Genomic DNA, 14,258 nt, shown 5'->3' with positions numbered 1-14,258 from the left:
CCTGCCCGATACCATGAGCACTCTCGCCCAGCCCGCCGCCCACGCGCCCCGCCGCGTCCGCACCAGCCGACTCGCGACCGCGAGCATGATCGGTACGTCGCTCGAGTGGTACGACTTCACGATCTACAACACGCTCGCCGCGCTCGTTTTCAATCACCTGTTCTTCCCGTCGGTCGATCCGCTGGCCGGCACGATCCTCGCGTTCTCGACCTATGCGGTCGGCTACGTGTCGCGCCCGCTCGGCGGGTTCGTGTTCGGCAACCTCGGTGACCGCATCGGCCGCCGCGCGGTGCTGATGCTCACGCTCGTGCTGATGGGCGTGACGACCGCATTGATGGGCGCGCTGCCGACCTATGCGCAGGCCGGCATCCTGAGCCCGATCCTGCTCGTCGCGCTGCGCTTCGTGCAGGGCGTCGCGCTCGGCGGAGAATGGGCCGGCGCGGTGCTGCTGTCGGTCGAGCATGGCGACCAGAACCGGCGCGGCCTGTCCGCGTCGTGGACGCAGATCGGCCCGTCATTCGGCACGCTGCTCGGCACCGGCTGCATCGCACTCGTGACGCTGTCGACCACGTCCGACAACTTCCTGTCGTGGGGCTGGCGCGTGCCGTTCGCGGCCAGCGCGCTGCTCGTCGTGTTCGGTTTCTGGCTGCGGCGCGGCGTCGACGAAACGCCGCAGTTCGAGCAACTCGCCGAATCGCACGCGACCGCCGAAGTGCCCGTTGCCGACGTGCTGAAGTATCACTGGAAGCGCCTGTTGATCGCGGGCGGCTCGCGGATCGGCTCGGACGTGCTGTATGCGCTGATCGTCGTGTTCACGCTGACCTACGTGACGACGGTGCTGCATCTGTCGCGCCCCGTCGCGCTGACGGCCGTGATGATCGGCACGGCGTGCAACGCGCTCGCGGTGCCATTCTTCGGCGCACTGTCGGACCGCTTCGGCCGACGCCCCGTGTATCTCGCCGGTGCGATCGCCGGCATCGTGTGGGCGTTCATGTTCTTCACGATGCTCGATTCGGCACGCCCCACGGCGATCGTCGCGGCCGTTGCGATCGGTCTCGTGATCCATGCAGTGATGTACGGCCCGCAGGGCGCGTTCGTGACCGAGCAGTTCCCGACCCGCGTGCGCTATGCCGGCTCATCGCTCGCGTACACGCTCGCGGGCATCGTCGGCGGCGGCTTCGCGCCGCTCGTGATCGCCGCGCTGTTCCGGCAGACGGGCACGACGACGGCCGTATCGCTGTACGTCACCGCCGCGCTCGTCGTCACGTCGATCGCGCTGCTCGCCGCGCGCGAGACCGCGCACCGACCGCTCGAGGATTGAGCGTCGCCGTCAGCCGCTTCCTTTCTTCGCACTTCAAACGGATATCCGCATGCAAGCCCTGTCGTTCAACGTGATTTCCCGCCAAGGCGCGCCGGCCGCCGTCGACGCCGATATCGAGCGCGTCGTGATTGCCGGCTGGGCCGGCCGCGACCCGGCCGCGATCCAGGCGCATATCGACGAACTCGCAGCACTCGGTGTTGCGCCGCCGTCGACCACGCCGTGCTTCTACCGCGTCTCGTCCGCGCTGCTCACGCAGGCGCCGTCGATCGGCGTGCTCGGTGCGCGCTCGGGCGGCGAGATCGAGTGCGTGCTCGTCGACAGCCCGGCCGGCACGCTGGTCACGGTCGGGTCCGATCATACGGATCGCGAAGTCGAGGCGTACGGCGTCGCGGTGTCGAAACAGGTATGCGCGAAACCGCTCGGCCGCGATGCGTGGCGCTATGCGGACGTCGCCGATCACTGGGATGCGATCGAGATGCGTTCGTGGCTGATTGCGCGCGATGGCGAGCGGGTTGCGTACCAGCACGGCGCGGTGAGCGGCCTGCTCGCGCCGGAGCTGCTGTGGCAGCGTTTCGACGACCGCCGCACGATGCCCGCGCGCTGCGCGATGTATGGCGGCACCGTCGCCGTGCATGGCGCGATTGCCGCGATGGGCGACGGCGATGCGTTCGAAATGGAACTGCACGATCCGGTGCTCGGGCGCAGCCTGCGGCACCGGTATGCGGTCGAGGTGTTGCCCGTCGTGGCGTAACGGCAACGGCAAACCGCACGGGACGCGGGCGCGGCGGCGTTCAGTCGTCGCGCCTGTTCCTACCTGTACGACTCGAAGCAGTGGTAGTCCGGGAAGTTGAACTGCGAGTTGTCGCAGTACAGCACACCTGCCAGGTTGGTACAGCCACTCAATGTGAACATGATTGCTCCCGCAACCGACACTTTCCATCCGAGATACCACATCGCGCCCCCGTTTTCGCCTTATCGGTATTGACCGACATGATGCGCACCGGACGCGCGCGGGTATGTGGAGAATTGTGGTCCCGCGGTGCTTCGATTCGCGATGACGCTTTCCCGTGCCCGGGCGTAGCCGTGGCACGGGCCCTGACTCACTTGAGACACCCCAGCCCCGCCAGCGTCGCTTCCACCGCCGTATCGAGCGGCGTCACCGGCTCGCGGCCGAGCACCGCGGTCACGCGCGCATTGTCCATCCGGATCGGATCGCGCCACAGGTAACGCATCTCGAGCAATTCGCGCAGCGTCGTGACGAACGGCGCCGCGGCCCAGACGAGCCACCACGGAAAATCACGCAGCACCGGCCGCATCCCGTGCCGCTGCGCGACGCGTTGCACGGCCTTCGCCATCTGCGTGCCGTCCGCGTCCCAATGCCCGCCCAGATGAAAGCGCGCGAACGGTTCCAGCGTCTCACGGCGCTCGATCAGCTCGAGCATCGTGCGGGCCACGTCCGGCACATACGACCATTGATGGCCGACGCCGCGGCTCGGCACACTGACGGCCGCGACGGGCCGGCCGGGCTTGACCAGCCCCTGCGAAAACCAGCTGTTGCCGAGGTGTGGCCCGAAGAAATCGCCGGCACGCACGACGATCGCCCGCACGCCATGCTCGCTGGCGTCCTGCAGCCGCCGCTCCAGTTCGACGCGAATCGCGCCCTTGCGGGTCGACGGATGCTGCGGCGCATCTTCCCGCAGCACCGGGAACGCGTCGGCGCCGAAGTTGTAGACCGTGCCCGGCAGCACGACGGTCGCCTGCGCGGCCCGCGCCGCCGCGATCGTGTTGTCGATCATCGGCAGCACCTGCTGCGCCCAGTTCCGGTATCCGGGCGGGTTCACCGCATGCACGATCACGCTGCAGCCGCGTGCGGCACGGACCACCGCCTCGCGATCCAGCGCGTCGCCGCGCATCCACGCGATGCCGTCGCGTTCCACGACCCCGGCGTCGAGCCCACGCTTGAGCGCGCGCACCTGCCAGCCCGCATCGCGCAACTGCCGCGCGACTTCCCCGCCAATCCCGCCACTCGCACCGAGCACGAGTGCCTGCCGTTGCGTCCCGCCTGTGTTCGTCGTCATTGCCGCGCTCCTTGAATGAACCATCGTGAGACGCATTCTGGCGCGCCGGCGATCAACAAGAAATTGCCTAACCCAGAAGATCAGCTATACATTTATGCATGACCATCGATTTGAACTGGGAACGTTACCGGACCTTCCTTGCGGTGCTGACGGAGGGCTCGCTTTCCGGTGCGGCGCGCGCACTCGGCATTACGCAGCCGACGGCCGGCCGCCATGTCGCGGCGCTCGAAGCCGCGTTTGGCCAGACGCTGTTCACGCGCTCGCCGTCGGGCCTGCTGCCGACCGAGGCGGCGCTTGCGCTGCGCGGCCACGCGGAAGCGCTGCGCAGCGCGGCCGCTGCGTTCGAGCGCGCGGCCGCGAGCCACGGCGCGGGCGTGCGCGGCATCGTGCGGATCTCGGCCAGCGACGTGATCGCCGTCGAGGTGCTACCGCCGATGCTCGCGCAGTTGCGGCGCGCGCATCCGGGGCTCGTGATCGAACTGGTGCCGACCGACCGCATCCAGGACGTGCTGAAGCGCGAGGCCGACATCGCGGTCCGGATGGCGCCGCCCGCGCAGGACGCGCTCGTCGCGCGGCGCGTCGGCGAAATCGAGGTCGGGCTGTATGCGCGCGACGACTACCTCGCGCACAACGGGACACCCGCGACGATCGACGCGCTCGCACATCACGCGCTGATCGGCTTCGATACGGTCACGCCGTTCATCCGCTCGGCGGGGCGCGGGATGCCGCTATGGAAGCGCGATGCGTTCGCGCTGCGCACCGACAGCAACCTCGCGCAACTCGCGATGATCCGCGCCGGCTACGGAATCGGCTTCTGCCAGTCGGCACTCGCGAAACGCGACGCGCGGATCGTGCGCGTGCTGCCGGATCACCTTGCAATGCAGCTGGAAACCTGGGTCGTGATGCACGAGGACCTGCGCACGAGCCCGCGCTGCCGTGCCGTGTTCGACGCACTGGCCAACGGGTTGCGCGCGTATGCCGATGGCGAGGCCGCCGAATAGACCGCGGCTTGCGTGAATCGCGCGGGCCGCGCTACTCGTAGCTTTTTCCGGCGAACAGGATGTCCGCGATACGGCGCCACGGGCTCTCGGGCACCTCGTAGAAACGCAGCCCCTCCTCCGACGCCTCGGCCCAATCGACCATCGCCTCCAGGTACTCGCCGATCGCGCGGTTTTCCCAGCCGAGCGCGGCGCGGGCGTAGGGCGACGGCGGCAGGTCGGCCTCGAGCTGCCGCTCCTTGTGCCAGTCATGGCCGAGCACGCGCAGGAAATGGATCAGCGAGCGCTCGTCGACCACACGTTCCAGCGCATCCTGCAGCCTGTCGGCCATCTGGTTCTTCAGATCGTCGTTCATGCTTGTGGTCCCCTGGCGCGCCTCTCGGTTACGCGCCGCCGCGTGTCGCGCGGCAAGGTTTTACATCAGCAACTGACGCGACAGCACCTCGCGCGCCTGGGTGACGGTCTCGCGTTCGCCCGGCGTTGGCGGCGTCAGCGAAAACACCGCGTCGGGCAGCGGCGGCAACCGGTATTTCGCGCCGAGCCGCATCAGGCCGTCGCCGATCGCCGACGCGCACAGGCAGCCGACCCCGAGCCCCGCCGCCAGCATCGACTGCAGCCCCGCGACGCCCGACGCGCTGTGCACGAGCACATACGGCGTGTGCTGCTCGTCGAGCGAACGCACGGCCACCTGATGCATCATGCAGTCGTCCGGCAGCAGCACGAGCGGCAGCGGCTCGGGCAACTGCTCGGCGAGCGCGGGCGATGCAACCCACGACAGCGGCTCGCGCCGCAGCACCCAGCGCGTATCGCCGGACGCCGGCCGGAACGGCCCGCTCGACATGTTCATCACGACGCCGAGATCGATCTGCCCCCGTGCGTGCGCCGCCTCGATGTCCACGCTCTTCATCGCGCTCACGTGCAGGCTCAACTGCGGATAGCACTCCCGCAGCCGCGCCAGCATCCCCGCCACTTCATTCGTGCGGTAGTAGTCGGTGATCGCGACGCGCAGCTCGCCCTTGATCGCCTGCCCGCGCAGCTCGTCGAACGCGGCCTCGTTCAGCGCGACGATGCGCCGCGCGTGCTGCAGCAGCCGCGTGCCGGCCGGCGTCGGCTCGACACCGCGCTTGCTGCGCACGAACAGCGGCACGCCGGCGCGCGATTCGAGCTTGCGCACCTGCTCGCTGACCGTCGACTGCGACAGGTGCAGCAGCGGCGCGGCAGCCGACAGGCTGCCGGCATCCGCGACCGCCGCGAACGTGCGCAACTGGTCCAGATCGAAACCGCGCATCGCCATCCTCCATCCATCGAATAACCCGATGGATGCTACCACTCTTTCCCGCTTTTCCGAACCATAGGCCGTCGCCAGAATACGGGGTCAACGGCCCGCGTGCGCCACCCGCACATACGGCCCTCATTTTTTGGACCCTGCTTCCATGACGAACCCCACCCTTGCTCCCTGCGCGCCGGCCGGCGCGGCTGCCGCGGCGACGCCGCGCAGCCATCACGGCTGGGCACTCGTGGTCCTGCTGGTCGGCGCCATTCTGCCGCCGCTCGACTACTTCATCGTGAATCTTGCGTTACCGGCCATCCGCGACGGCATCGGCGCGCGACCGGCCGAATTGCAGCTCGTCGTGTCGGCTTATGCGTGCGCGAGCGCGGTCGTGCAGATCACCGGCGGCCGCCTCGGCGACCTGTACGGCCGCAAGCGGATGTTCATGATCGGCATGGCCGGCTTCGTGCTCGCGTCGACGCTGTGCGGCCTCGCCAGCAACGGCACGGTGCTCGTCGGCGGCCGCGTGCTGCAGGGCCTGTTCGCCGCGATCCTCGCGCCGCAGGTGCTCGCGACGATCCGCAGCGTGTTCAGTCCGCAGGAACAGGTACGCGTGATGGGCTTCTACGGGTTCGCGTTCGGCCTCGCGGCCGTGATCGGCCAGCTCGGCGGCGGCGCGCTGATCAGCCTGCATCCGTTCGGGCTCGGCTGGCGCGCGATCTTCCTCGTCAATCTGCCGATCGGCATCCTGGCGCTGATCGGCAGCTGGCGCTTCATTCCGGAAAACCGGCCGCCACGCGGCCAGCGCATCGACGTTCCAGGCACGGTGCTGATGTCGCTGTTCCTGCTGATGCTCGTGTATCCGCTCACGCACGGTCGCGAAGCCGGCTGGCCGCTGTGGATGATCGCGTGCCTCGTCGGCACGCTGCCGATGCTCGGCGCGCTGCTGGCGGTCGAATCGCGCCGGCTCGCCGGCGGCCGCGATCCGCTGCTCGACGTGCGCCTGCTCCGCAACCCGGTCGTCGCGCTCGGGCTCCTGCTCGCGTTCCTGTTCTACATGCTGAGCGCGTTCTTCCTGAGCTACGGGATCTATCTGCAGGGCTGCCTGAACTGGTCGCCGCTCGCGTCGGGGTTCGCGATCCTGCCGCTCGGGCTCGGCTTCCTCGCGAGCCCGCTGCTGATGCCGCGCCTCGTCGGCCGGTTCGGCGGCTATCGCGTGCTCACGCTCGGCTTCGTGATGCTCGCGGCCGGCGTCACGATCGCTGCCGCGCTCGCGCGCGAAGGCGCGCCGGGGCCCGGCTTCTATGCAGGCATCGCGGCGATCGGAATCGGGCAAGGGCTCGTGCTGCCGTCAGTCGTGCGGATCGTGCTCGCGGAAGTCGATGCGGCCCGCGCGGGCGTCGCGTCCGGCATGGTCAGCGCGATGCTGCAGATCGGCGCGGCCGTCGGCGCCGCGACGATCGGCGGCGTGTTCTTCGCGCGGCTCGGCATGCATCCGGCGGCGGCCGACTACGTACAGGGATTCAGGACGTCGATGTTCACGCTGACGGTCGTGTTGCTGGCGTGCGTCGCATTGTCGACGGCGCTCGGGCCGCTGCATCGTCGGCTGCATGCAGGCGCGTAAACGGGCTGGAAGCCGACTCGCCGGCAGGCCAACCGGGGCGGGAACAGGAAACGGGCGTCACCCGGTTCAATGGTGCTGCTTGCGCTGCGCTTGCCGCGCCTCCCATTCGGCCAGTTCGATGCGATAGCGCGCAAGCGCTTCGTCATACAGGTCGAAGACGCACGGCGAGCAGCCGCTGTTGCAGCAGTCTTCCAGTTCGGGTTGGACAGGTGGGGTCGGACGGGGATCGTCGACGGACGGATCCCCTGAAACTTGGTTCGGCACGGCGTGGTCCGGTGATGTGGAACGGCAAGTATAGGTCGATCCGGGCCAGCGCCGCTTTCGGCAAACCGGGCGAAGCGACGATGAATGCCGCCATAATGCGGCGATAGCCGGGCGCCGCGATCGGCGGCGCTCGCCCCGTTCCCGCCCCACCGGAGCCGCGCAATGGCCGAAGCCTTGAATCCGCCGGAAGTCTGGGCGCCGTTCGGCGCGTTCTCGATGGCCGTGATCCAGGGCGACGGGCGGATCGTGCACCTGAAGGGGCAAGTCGCGCTCGACCGCGACGGGCAGGTTGTCGGCCAGGGCGACATGCGCGCCCAGGTACGTCAGACGCTCGACAACATCCGCGCCGTGCTGGCCGCGATGGGCGGGCAGATGCAGGACGTGATCTCGCTCGTCCATTACGCGACCGACATCGACGCATTCATGCAGGCGGGCGACATCCGCAAGCAGTATTTCGTCGAGCCCTATCCGGTGACGACGACCGTTCAGGTCGAACGGCTCTACCATCCCGACCTGCTGATCGAAATCACGGCCGTCGCCGAGATTCCGCAGGCGCGCTTTCACCGGCCCGCATCGCCCACATGAAACGCGAAGGCGCGCACGACATCACGCGCCGGCCTCGGCATTCCCGACCGGCGCGCTGGCGCGCGACCCGTGCGCTTACTTCGCCGGCGCCGCCGGCTTCACGGCCGCCGCACCCTGCTTGTCGGCCAGCGGCTGCCAAGCCGCGCCAAGCGAATACCAGTCGACCCGGCGCGTCAACGTCATGATGCCGGCGAGAATCGCGAACAGCAGCAGCGAACCGAGCATCAGCGCGTTGTCTTCCGACAGCAGCAACCCGTAAAGCGCCGCATACAGCATCGCTAGCAGCACCGTGAACGTCGCGCCGCGCTTCACGCTGTGCAGCACGAACGACAGGTAGAAGCCGAGCAGCCCGATGCATGCGCCGCTCGCCGCGAGATACGCGTAGCCGAACGCGATGTGCTCGGACAGGCTCAACAGCAGCAGGAAGAACAGCGCGAGCGACAGGCCGACCAGCGTGTACTGGATCGGGTGAATGCGCAGCCGCTTCACGAGTTCGTACATGAAGAAGCTCGCGAACGTAAGCATCACGAACAGTGCACCGTACTTCGTCGCGCGCTCGGCCTGCAGATAGACGTTCACAGGTTCGATCACCGATACCGACGCCATCTCGATCTCGCCCCCTCCGTTGCCGGACGCGACCTGTTCGCGCGCCTTCGTGTTGAACGACGTCACGTGCCAGTTGCTCGTGAAACCGCGCGCGTCGATCGTGCGCTCGGCCGGCAGGAACTCGCCGCCGAAGCTCGGATGCGGCCAGGTCGATTTCAGCGAGAAGTCGTTCTGGTCGCCCACCGGCGCGAACGCAACCGATTCCGCCCCCGCCAGCGGCAGGCCGATGCTGAACGGCACGATCGCCGCGCCGGCGTTTGACTCCGCCAGCGCCGCGAGATCGACGTTCGCGTGCACGCCCTGGCGCAGGCTGTCGAGCAGCGTGCCCTGCTCCACGTCGAGCGGCTTGCCGCCGATGCGCAGGTCGGGTTGCGCCTTCAGCCCGCGAAGATCGCCGATGCCGAGCGCGACATATGCGCTGTCGATCTTGAAGCTCACGTGGCCGTCGGCCTGCGGCAGCTTCTTCAGGTCCGGCAACGGCAGCGTGCCCGTCATCCGGCTGTCGAGCCCGTACACCAGCGCCTTGTGGATGCCGCGATAGCGCACGTTGACCGACAGCGTGCCGTCGAGTTTCAGCGTCCTCGGAAACACGAGCAGGCGTTTCGTCTCGCTCCTCAGGCTCGTCTTGGTCTTGCCGCCTGCCGGCGAATCGTCGCGCACGCGCGTGACTTCCGTGTAACGCACGACGAGCACCGGGCCCGTCACCGTCTGCGGGCCCGCGTAGCTCGCCCAGATGCTCTGCAGCGCGCTCTGCCGATAGTCGGCGCGTTCCCGCACGATGCTCTGGACCATCTGCAGCGGGATCAGGATCGCCAGCGCAAGAAACGCGGTGATCACGGACTTGAACAACAGGACTCGATTCATTGCTGACGGATACCGAAGTGGAAGATGCGGTCAGCATGAGCGGCCCCGGTGAAGGGCGATTGAAGCCGGCGTGAAGCGAATGTGTGGCGAGGGTGAAGCGGTCAGCCGGCCGACGGCAGCGTGAGCGTCGCGCATGCGCCGCCTTCGTCGCGGTTCGCGAGCGCGACCTGGCCGCGGTGCAACATCGCGACTTCGCGCACGAAGCACAGCCCGAGGCCCGTGCTGCGATCCTGGCCGTCGGGGCGCGGCAGCGAATAGAAACGCTCGAACACGCGCGCCAGCGCGTAGTCGGGCACGCCGGGGCCGTCGTCGTCGACGCGCACGACCGCGACCTGCGCCCTGCCCGCCGGCTGCCGTTCAAGCGCGATCCGGATCGTGCTGCCCTGCGGCGCGAAATCCAGTGCGTTGTCGAGCAGGTTGCCGAGCGCCTGGCGCAGCAGGAACGGATCGCCTTCGACGACCGCCGGATCGGCCGCATCGTTCGCGTCGATCCGCAGGCTCACGCCGCGCTGCCGCGCGCGCGGCTCGATATCGTCGACGAGCTGTTCGAGCACTGGCCGCAGCGCGACCGGTTCGTGCACCGACAGGCGCTGCTGCTGCTCGACCTCGGCCAGCGCGAGCAGCTTGCGAATCATCTGTTCGAGGCGGCCGGCCTGGCGGCGGATGTTCTCGGTGAAACGCCGGCGGTTCGCGACCGGCATGTCTTCCTGCAGCAGCTCGGCCGCGCCGCTGATCGCGGCCAGCGGGCTCTTCATCTCGTGCGTGAGCGTGTGGATGTAGGTTTCGACGTACTGCCGGTCCTCCAGCCGCTGATGCATGCTTTCCACCGCGCGCCCGAGCTCGGCCAGCTCGTTCGCGCCCTGCAGCGGCATCGCCGCGCGCTCGCCGGCCGCGATCGCGCGCGCATAGCGCTGCAGGCGCCGCAGCCCGAGCACCAGCCACCACGTGCACGCCACGCCGATCAGGATCGCGCCGCCCATCAGCAATGCGCCGTACAGCATGATCTTGCGCTGGCTGCGCGCGATGAACGGTGCGACCGTCTGATTCGGCTTCGCGATCGTCAGCACGCCGATGATCTCGTTGCCGCGCCGGATCGGCGCCGCGACGTGCATCACGGTGCTGCTGTCGTCGTTCGGATCGCTGCGCGTGCTGCGCGCGCCGTATTCGCCACGCAGCGTCCGGTACACGTCGTTCCAGCGCGAATAGTCTTGCCCGACCGCGCTGCCGGACGAGTCGTAGCGCACGATGCCGTGCGCGTCGGTGATGTAGAGGCGGTAGCCGATCGCGTTCTTCTGGATGCCCCACACGTTCGCGCTGACCGGACGCTCGTGCAGCTTCCCGAGCTGACGCGCGAACGCGCCGTCGGCGATATGCCCGTTCGCCATGTCGTCGGCGGCCAGCGTCGCGAGCACCTGCGCGGTATCGACGAGCGTGTCCTCCATCGCCTCGCGCACGCCGGGCTTCACCTCCTGCACGAACACGCGCAGCGTGATCAGCGCAGCGAGACCGACGATCAGGAAAAAACCGAAGAAGATGCGCAGGCCGATATGCATGGGCGGTGCCGGTCGTTACGGTTGCAGCGAATAACCCATTCCGCGATGCGTGCGGATCGGGTCGCGCTCGGGATCGATCGCGCGCAGCTTGGCGCGCAGCGTCTTGATGTGCGTGTCGACCGTGCGATCGGCCGAATCGAATGCCTCGTGCCACACGAGGTCCATCAGCTGTTCACGCGAATAGATGCGCCCCGGATGCCGGACCAGCAGCGCCAGCAGGCCGAATTCGTAGCGCGTGAGGTCCAGCGCGTGGCCGAGCCACGATACGCGCGCGCCGTCCGTATCGAGCGTGAAGCCGGGGGCCGACGTTTCGGCCGGCGAGGCCGCGGGCGCGGGCGCGGGCGCAGGCGCCGGTTCCGGCGCGGCCGTCCGGTAGAAGCGGCGCAGGATCACGCGCACCCGCGCCGCCAGCTCGCGCGGCGAGAACGGCTTGACCACGTAATCGTCGGCGCCGATTTCGAGCCCGACGATCCGGTCGATCTCGTCGTGCCGCGCGGTCAGGAAGATCACCGGAATATCGGTGAACGTGCGCAGCCGCCGGCACACTTCGAAGCCGCTCAGGTCCGGCAGGCCGACGTCGAGCACCACGAGATCGAAACGCGTGTCGCGCAGCTGGTCGAGCGCCGCCTGTCCGAGCGTGCAGTGGACGGTCTGCATGCCGTCGGTGCCGAGGGCGTAGACGATCGTGTCCGCGATCGCCATTTCATCTTCGACGATCAGGATATTGGGCTGATTCATGGTCTCGGGTTTGGGTCGCGCAATCCGGTGCGACATTGTACGCACGGCCGGGCCCGGTCAGCCCCTCCCCGACGCGTTACGCCACGCGGCCGCTCACCGGAATCGATGCGCCGGTGATCGCCTGCGCATCGGCCGACAGCAGGAACCCGATCGTCGCCGCGATCTGTTCCGGCCGCACCCAGCGCGTGAAATCCGCGTCCGGCATGTCCGCGCGGTTCGGCGCGTATCGATGATGCTCGGCAGGATCGCGTTCACCGTCACGCCGCGGTCGAGCAGTTCTGCCGCCAGCGCCTCGGTGAGCCGCGCGACGCCGGCCTTCGCGGCCGCATACGCGCCCATGCCCGCGCCGGCCTTGAACGCCGCGCCCGCGCCGATGTTGACGATGCGGCCGGCCGGGCTCGCCACCAGGTACGGCAGTGCGGCCTTCGACGCGTTCAGCGCCGTCTTCACGTTCAGTTCGTACATGCGGTCCCACGTGGCGGCATCGCCGTCGGCGACGGTCTGCCACACGAATGCGCCGGCGATGTTCAGCAGTGCGTCGACCCGGCCGAATTCGCCGTTGATCGATTCGAGCGCCCGCACGGCAGCCTGCGGATCGACGAGATCGATTCCGCCGATGCGCAGCGCATCGGCCGGCACGCCGGGCAGCGCCTGCGCCGCCGGAGCCGCACCGCGCCCGATCAACGCGACGCGTGCACCGCGCTCGCCGAGCCACGCAGCCGTTGCGACGCCCAGGTGGCCGAAGCCACCGGTGATCGCGACTGCCTTGCCTGTCAGGTCGTGTTCCATCGATAGGTTCTCCAGGATCGAGGGTGAATGGACGAAGTTTCGACAGCGTAGCGCCGTTCACGCATCCGTGCGCACGGCGACGAGCCTGCGGCGGCGCAGTTCCTCCGTCGTTTCGCCCTGGTTGCCCGGCCGCCAGCCCGGTGGCAGCATCACGAAACGGATCGCGGTCCACACGTCGCGTGCCGTCGCGACGTCGCGCGCCAGGCTCGCCCAGTGCTCGAGCTCGACGACAAACGGATTGCGCGAGCGCGTCGGCGTGACGAGGCCGTAGCGGCACGGCTCGTCGGCGCGCTCGGCGACATAGGTGCCGAACAGCCGGTCGAACACGATCAGCACGCCGCCGTAGTTCGCATCGAGGTAATCGAGGTTCGACGCATGATGCACGCGATGCGCGGACGGCGTGTTGAACACGTATTCGAGCCAGCCGAGCTTCGGCATCCACGTGTTGTGCAACCAGAACTGGTACATCAGGTTGAACGACAGGATCGCGAGCACGGCTTCCGGACGCACGCCGAGCCACACGAGCGGCGTGAAGAACATCGCGGCCCCGGCGATCTTGCCGGTCCAGCCGAGGCGGAACGCGGACGACAGCGTCAACTGGTTCGGTGAATGATGCACCGCATGCGTCGACCAGAAGAAGCGCACGCGGTGCGACGCGCGGTGGTACCAGTAGTAGCAGAACTCCTGCCCGACGAACACGAGCAGCGCGAGCGCGACGCTGTGGAGCGGGATCGTGAAGAGCCGGTGCGCCCACGCGAAATCGAACAGCGGCGTGGCGAGCGACAGCGGCACCAGCGCGAGCAGCTTGCGGCCCGCGAGATCGGCCAGCGACAGCCACACCTCGTTCCAGTCGAACGGTTCGGGCTGGCGGCTGCGGCGCCAGGTGAGCACGGCCGCCTCGACGAGCGAGACGGCGACGATGAAGAGCGTGACGAAGTACGCGAGCTTTCCGGTGGTGGTGAGCATGATGGGTCTTTCCTTCGGTTGAGTCGGACGCGTCATGGGCGGCACGTGCTGCCGTCGCGTCGAATGGAACGCACTGTAGTGGGCGAGGAACGGAAAGGCCACGCAGGAAATATGTCGCCGTGTGTCGCGGTATGTCGCGGTGCAATGCGTTCGCGCGGTGGACGGCGGTCGCGGGCATTCATGGAGGGGGAATCGGGCCGGCGGCTGTCGGGCGTGTGTTCACCCAGCGAGAAATGTGTCGCTGCATGTCGTGGCGAAGCCAGCCGGCGGCGTGTGAAATACATGTCGACGGATTCGACGTCGACGGTGCGACGCATGTGGATCGACACGGCGCATCCATGAACCGGTCGGCAAATATGTCGTCGCATGTCACCGCGACACATCGCCGGACCGTGGACGACATGCGCCGACCGAGGCCGCCCAACATCACCCTGTCGCCACTGCATCGCCGTCGGCCTTGCCTGGCGCGGCACACCCGCGCCCGACGCGACCGATGCGCGCATTCGTCGTACCGAAAAACACCGCGCCGCGTGTAACACCGCGACATCTTTCATGACGCGACGGGCGCGCGTCGCCGTCCTAAAGTTCGTCCCGTCGCCACG

At 68.3% G+C, this 14,258-nt stretch carries 13 protein-coding genes and 1 pseudogene; 5 read left to right on the top strand and 9 right to left on the bottom strand.

Annotated features, from left to right (window positions below):
• Position 1: 1 nt before the first annotated feature.
• Together KEC55_RS16940 and KEC55_RS16935 are read left to right on the top strand one after the other, a co-directional pair.
• On the top strand, positions 2–1,321 hold the full coding sequence (locus KEC55_RS16940) for an MFS transporter (protein WP_282511491.1): 1,320 nt from the start codon (positions 2–4) through the stop codon (positions 1,319–1,321).
• A 49-nt stretch (positions 1,322–1,370) separates the two neighbouring features.
• A complete protein-coding gene (locus KEC55_RS16935) occupies positions 1,371–2,072 on the top strand; it encodes a DUF2848 domain-containing protein (RefSeq protein WP_282508937.1) in 702 nt (233 codons plus the stop codon).
• 349 nt (positions 2,073–2,421) lie between these two features.
• Here the strand turns inward: KEC55_RS16935 and KEC55_RS16930 are convergent, their stop codons facing one another.
• Positions 2,422–3,399 carry an NAD-dependent epimerase/dehydratase family protein gene (locus KEC55_RS16930; RefSeq protein ID WP_282508936.1) on the bottom strand — a complete coding sequence of 326 codons (978 nt, stop codon included), beginning with the start codon at positions 3,397–3,399 and terminating at the stop codon, positions 2,422–2,424.
• 98 nt (positions 3,400–3,497) lie between these two features.
• Between KEC55_RS16930 and KEC55_RS16925 the strand changes: the two genes are divergently transcribed.
• The gene (locus tag KEC55_RS16925) at positions 3,498–4,400 is read left to right on the top strand and encodes a LysR family transcriptional regulator (protein WP_282508935.1); all 903 of its coding nucleotides are present in this window, start codon (positions 3,498–3,500) and stop codon (positions 4,398–4,400) included.
• Between the two features lie 31 nt (positions 4,401–4,431).
• Here KEC55_RS16925 and KEC55_RS16920 read toward each other — a convergent pair whose 3' ends face one another.
• Both KEC55_RS16920 and KEC55_RS16915 read right to left on the bottom strand, forming a co-directional pair.
• On the bottom strand, positions 4,432–4,752 hold the full coding sequence (locus KEC55_RS16920; protein ID WP_282508934.1) for a DUF7660 family protein: 321 nt from the start codon (positions 4,750–4,752) through the stop codon (positions 4,432–4,434).
• 60 nt (positions 4,753–4,812) lie between these two features.
• On the bottom strand, positions 4,813–5,685 hold the full coding sequence (locus tag KEC55_RS16915; RefSeq protein ID WP_282508933.1) for a LysR family transcriptional regulator: 873 nt from the start codon (positions 5,683–5,685) through the stop codon (positions 4,813–4,815).
• Positions 5,686–5,830: 145 nt separating this feature from the next.
• On the opposite strand from KEC55_RS16915, the gene KEC55_RS16910 reads away from it, so the two are divergent.
• Positions 5,831–7,291 carry an MFS transporter gene (locus KEC55_RS16910; RefSeq protein ID WP_282508932.1) on the top strand — a complete coding sequence of 487 codons (1,461 nt, stop codon included), beginning with the start codon at positions 5,831–5,833 and terminating at the stop codon, positions 7,289–7,291.
• Between the two features lie 66 nt (positions 7,292–7,357).
• Here the strand turns inward: KEC55_RS16910 and KEC55_RS16905 are convergent, their stop codons facing one another.
• Positions 7,358–7,555, bottom strand: coding sequence for an oxidoreductase-like domain-containing protein (locus tag KEC55_RS16905; protein ID WP_176049897.1), 198 nt, complete (start codon positions 7,553–7,555; stop codon positions 7,358–7,360).
• Between the two features lie 162 nt (positions 7,556–7,717).
• Between KEC55_RS16905 and KEC55_RS16900 the strand changes: the two genes are divergently transcribed.
• The gene (locus KEC55_RS16900; RefSeq protein ID WP_282508931.1) at positions 7,718–8,140 is read left to right on the top strand and encodes a RidA family protein; all 423 of its coding nucleotides are present in this window, start codon (positions 7,718–7,720) and stop codon (positions 8,138–8,140) included.
• A 75-nt stretch (positions 8,141–8,215) separates the two neighbouring features.
• Here KEC55_RS16900 and creD read toward each other — a convergent pair whose 3' ends face one another.
• The 5 genes and pseudogenes from creD to KEC55_RS16875 form a co-directional block, all read right to left on the bottom strand.
• A complete protein-coding gene (gene creD / locus KEC55_RS16895; protein WP_282508930.1) occupies positions 8,216–9,610 on the bottom strand; it encodes a cell envelope integrity protein CreD in 1,395 nt (464 codons plus the stop codon).
• Between the two features lie 101 nt (positions 9,611–9,711).
• Positions 9,712–11,163: a two-component system sensor histidine kinase CreC gene (creC, locus tag KEC55_RS16890; protein ID WP_282508929.1), complete on the bottom strand. Its 1,452-nt coding sequence runs from the start codon at positions 11,161–11,163 to the stop codon at positions 9,712–9,714.
• Positions 11,164–11,178: 15 nt separating this feature from the next.
• Complete coding sequence (gene creB / locus KEC55_RS16885) at positions 11,179–11,901, bottom strand: two-component system response regulator CreB (protein ID WP_282508928.1); 723 nt, start codon at positions 11,899–11,901, stop codon at positions 11,179–11,181.
• A 76-nt stretch (positions 11,902–11,977) separates the two neighbouring features.
• A pseudogene (locus KEC55_RS16880) lies at positions 11,978–12,690 on the bottom strand (SDR family NAD(P)-dependent oxidoreductase).
• 57 nt (positions 12,691–12,747) lie between these two features.
• Positions 12,748–13,656, bottom strand: coding sequence for a sterol desaturase family protein (locus KEC55_RS16875; RefSeq protein WP_176049903.1), 909 nt, complete (start codon positions 13,654–13,656; stop codon positions 12,748–12,750).
• Positions 13,657–14,258: the final 602 nt, after the last annotated feature.

Origin of the sequence: Burkholderia cepacia, assembly GCF_029962485.1 — a bacterium.
In the GTDB taxonomy this organism is placed as follows: Bacteria; Pseudomonadota; Gammaproteobacteria; order Burkholderiales; family Burkholderiaceae; genus Burkholderia.
Note: the sequence above shows the minus strand (reverse complement) of the source record. Positions and strands in the feature narration are given on the sequence as shown.

What these genes read in the sequence shown, in the direction of transcription:
- KEC55_RS16935 (WP_282508937.1), top strand. Translation starts at nt 1,371, where the DNA reads ATGCAAGCCCTGTCGTTCAACGTGATTTCCCGCCAAGGCGCGCCGGCC.
- KEC55_RS16930 (WP_282508936.1), bottom strand. Translation starts at nt 3,399, where the DNA reads ATGACGACGAACACAGGCGGGACGCAACGGCAGGCACTCGTGCTCGGT.
- KEC55_RS16925 (WP_282508935.1), top strand. Translation starts at nt 3,498, where the DNA reads ATGACCATCGATTTGAACTGGGAACGTTACCGGACCTTCCTTGCGGTG.
- KEC55_RS16920 (WP_282508934.1), bottom strand. Translation starts at nt 4,752, where the DNA reads ATGAACGACGATCTGAAGAACCAGATGGCCGACAGGCTGCAGGATGCG.
- KEC55_RS16915 (WP_282508933.1), bottom strand. Translation starts at nt 5,685, where the DNA reads ATGCGCGGTTTCGATCTGGACCAGTTGCGCACGTTCGCGGCGGTCGCG.
- KEC55_RS16910 (WP_282508932.1), top strand. Translation starts at nt 5,831, where the DNA reads ATGACGAACCCCACCCTTGCTCCCTGCGCGCCGGCCGGCGCGGCTGCC.
- KEC55_RS16900 (WP_282508931.1), top strand. Translation starts at nt 7,718, where the DNA reads ATGGCCGAAGCCTTGAATCCGCCGGAAGTCTGGGCGCCGTTCGGCGCG.
- creD (WP_282508930.1), bottom strand. Translation starts at nt 9,610, where the DNA reads ATGAATCGAGTCCTGTTGTTCAAGTCCGTGATCACCGCGTTTCTTGCG.
- creC (WP_282508929.1), bottom strand. Translation starts at nt 11,163, where the DNA reads ATGCATATCGGCCTGCGCATCTTCTTCGGTTTTTTCCTGATCGTCGGT.
- creB (WP_282508928.1), bottom strand. Translation starts at nt 11,901, where the DNA reads ATGAATCAGCCCAATATCCTGATCGTCGAAGATGAAATGGCGATCGCG.
- KEC55_RS16875 (WP_176049903.1), bottom strand. Translation starts at nt 13,656, where the DNA reads ATGCTCACCACCACCGGAAAGCTCGCGTACTTCGTCACGCTCTTCATC.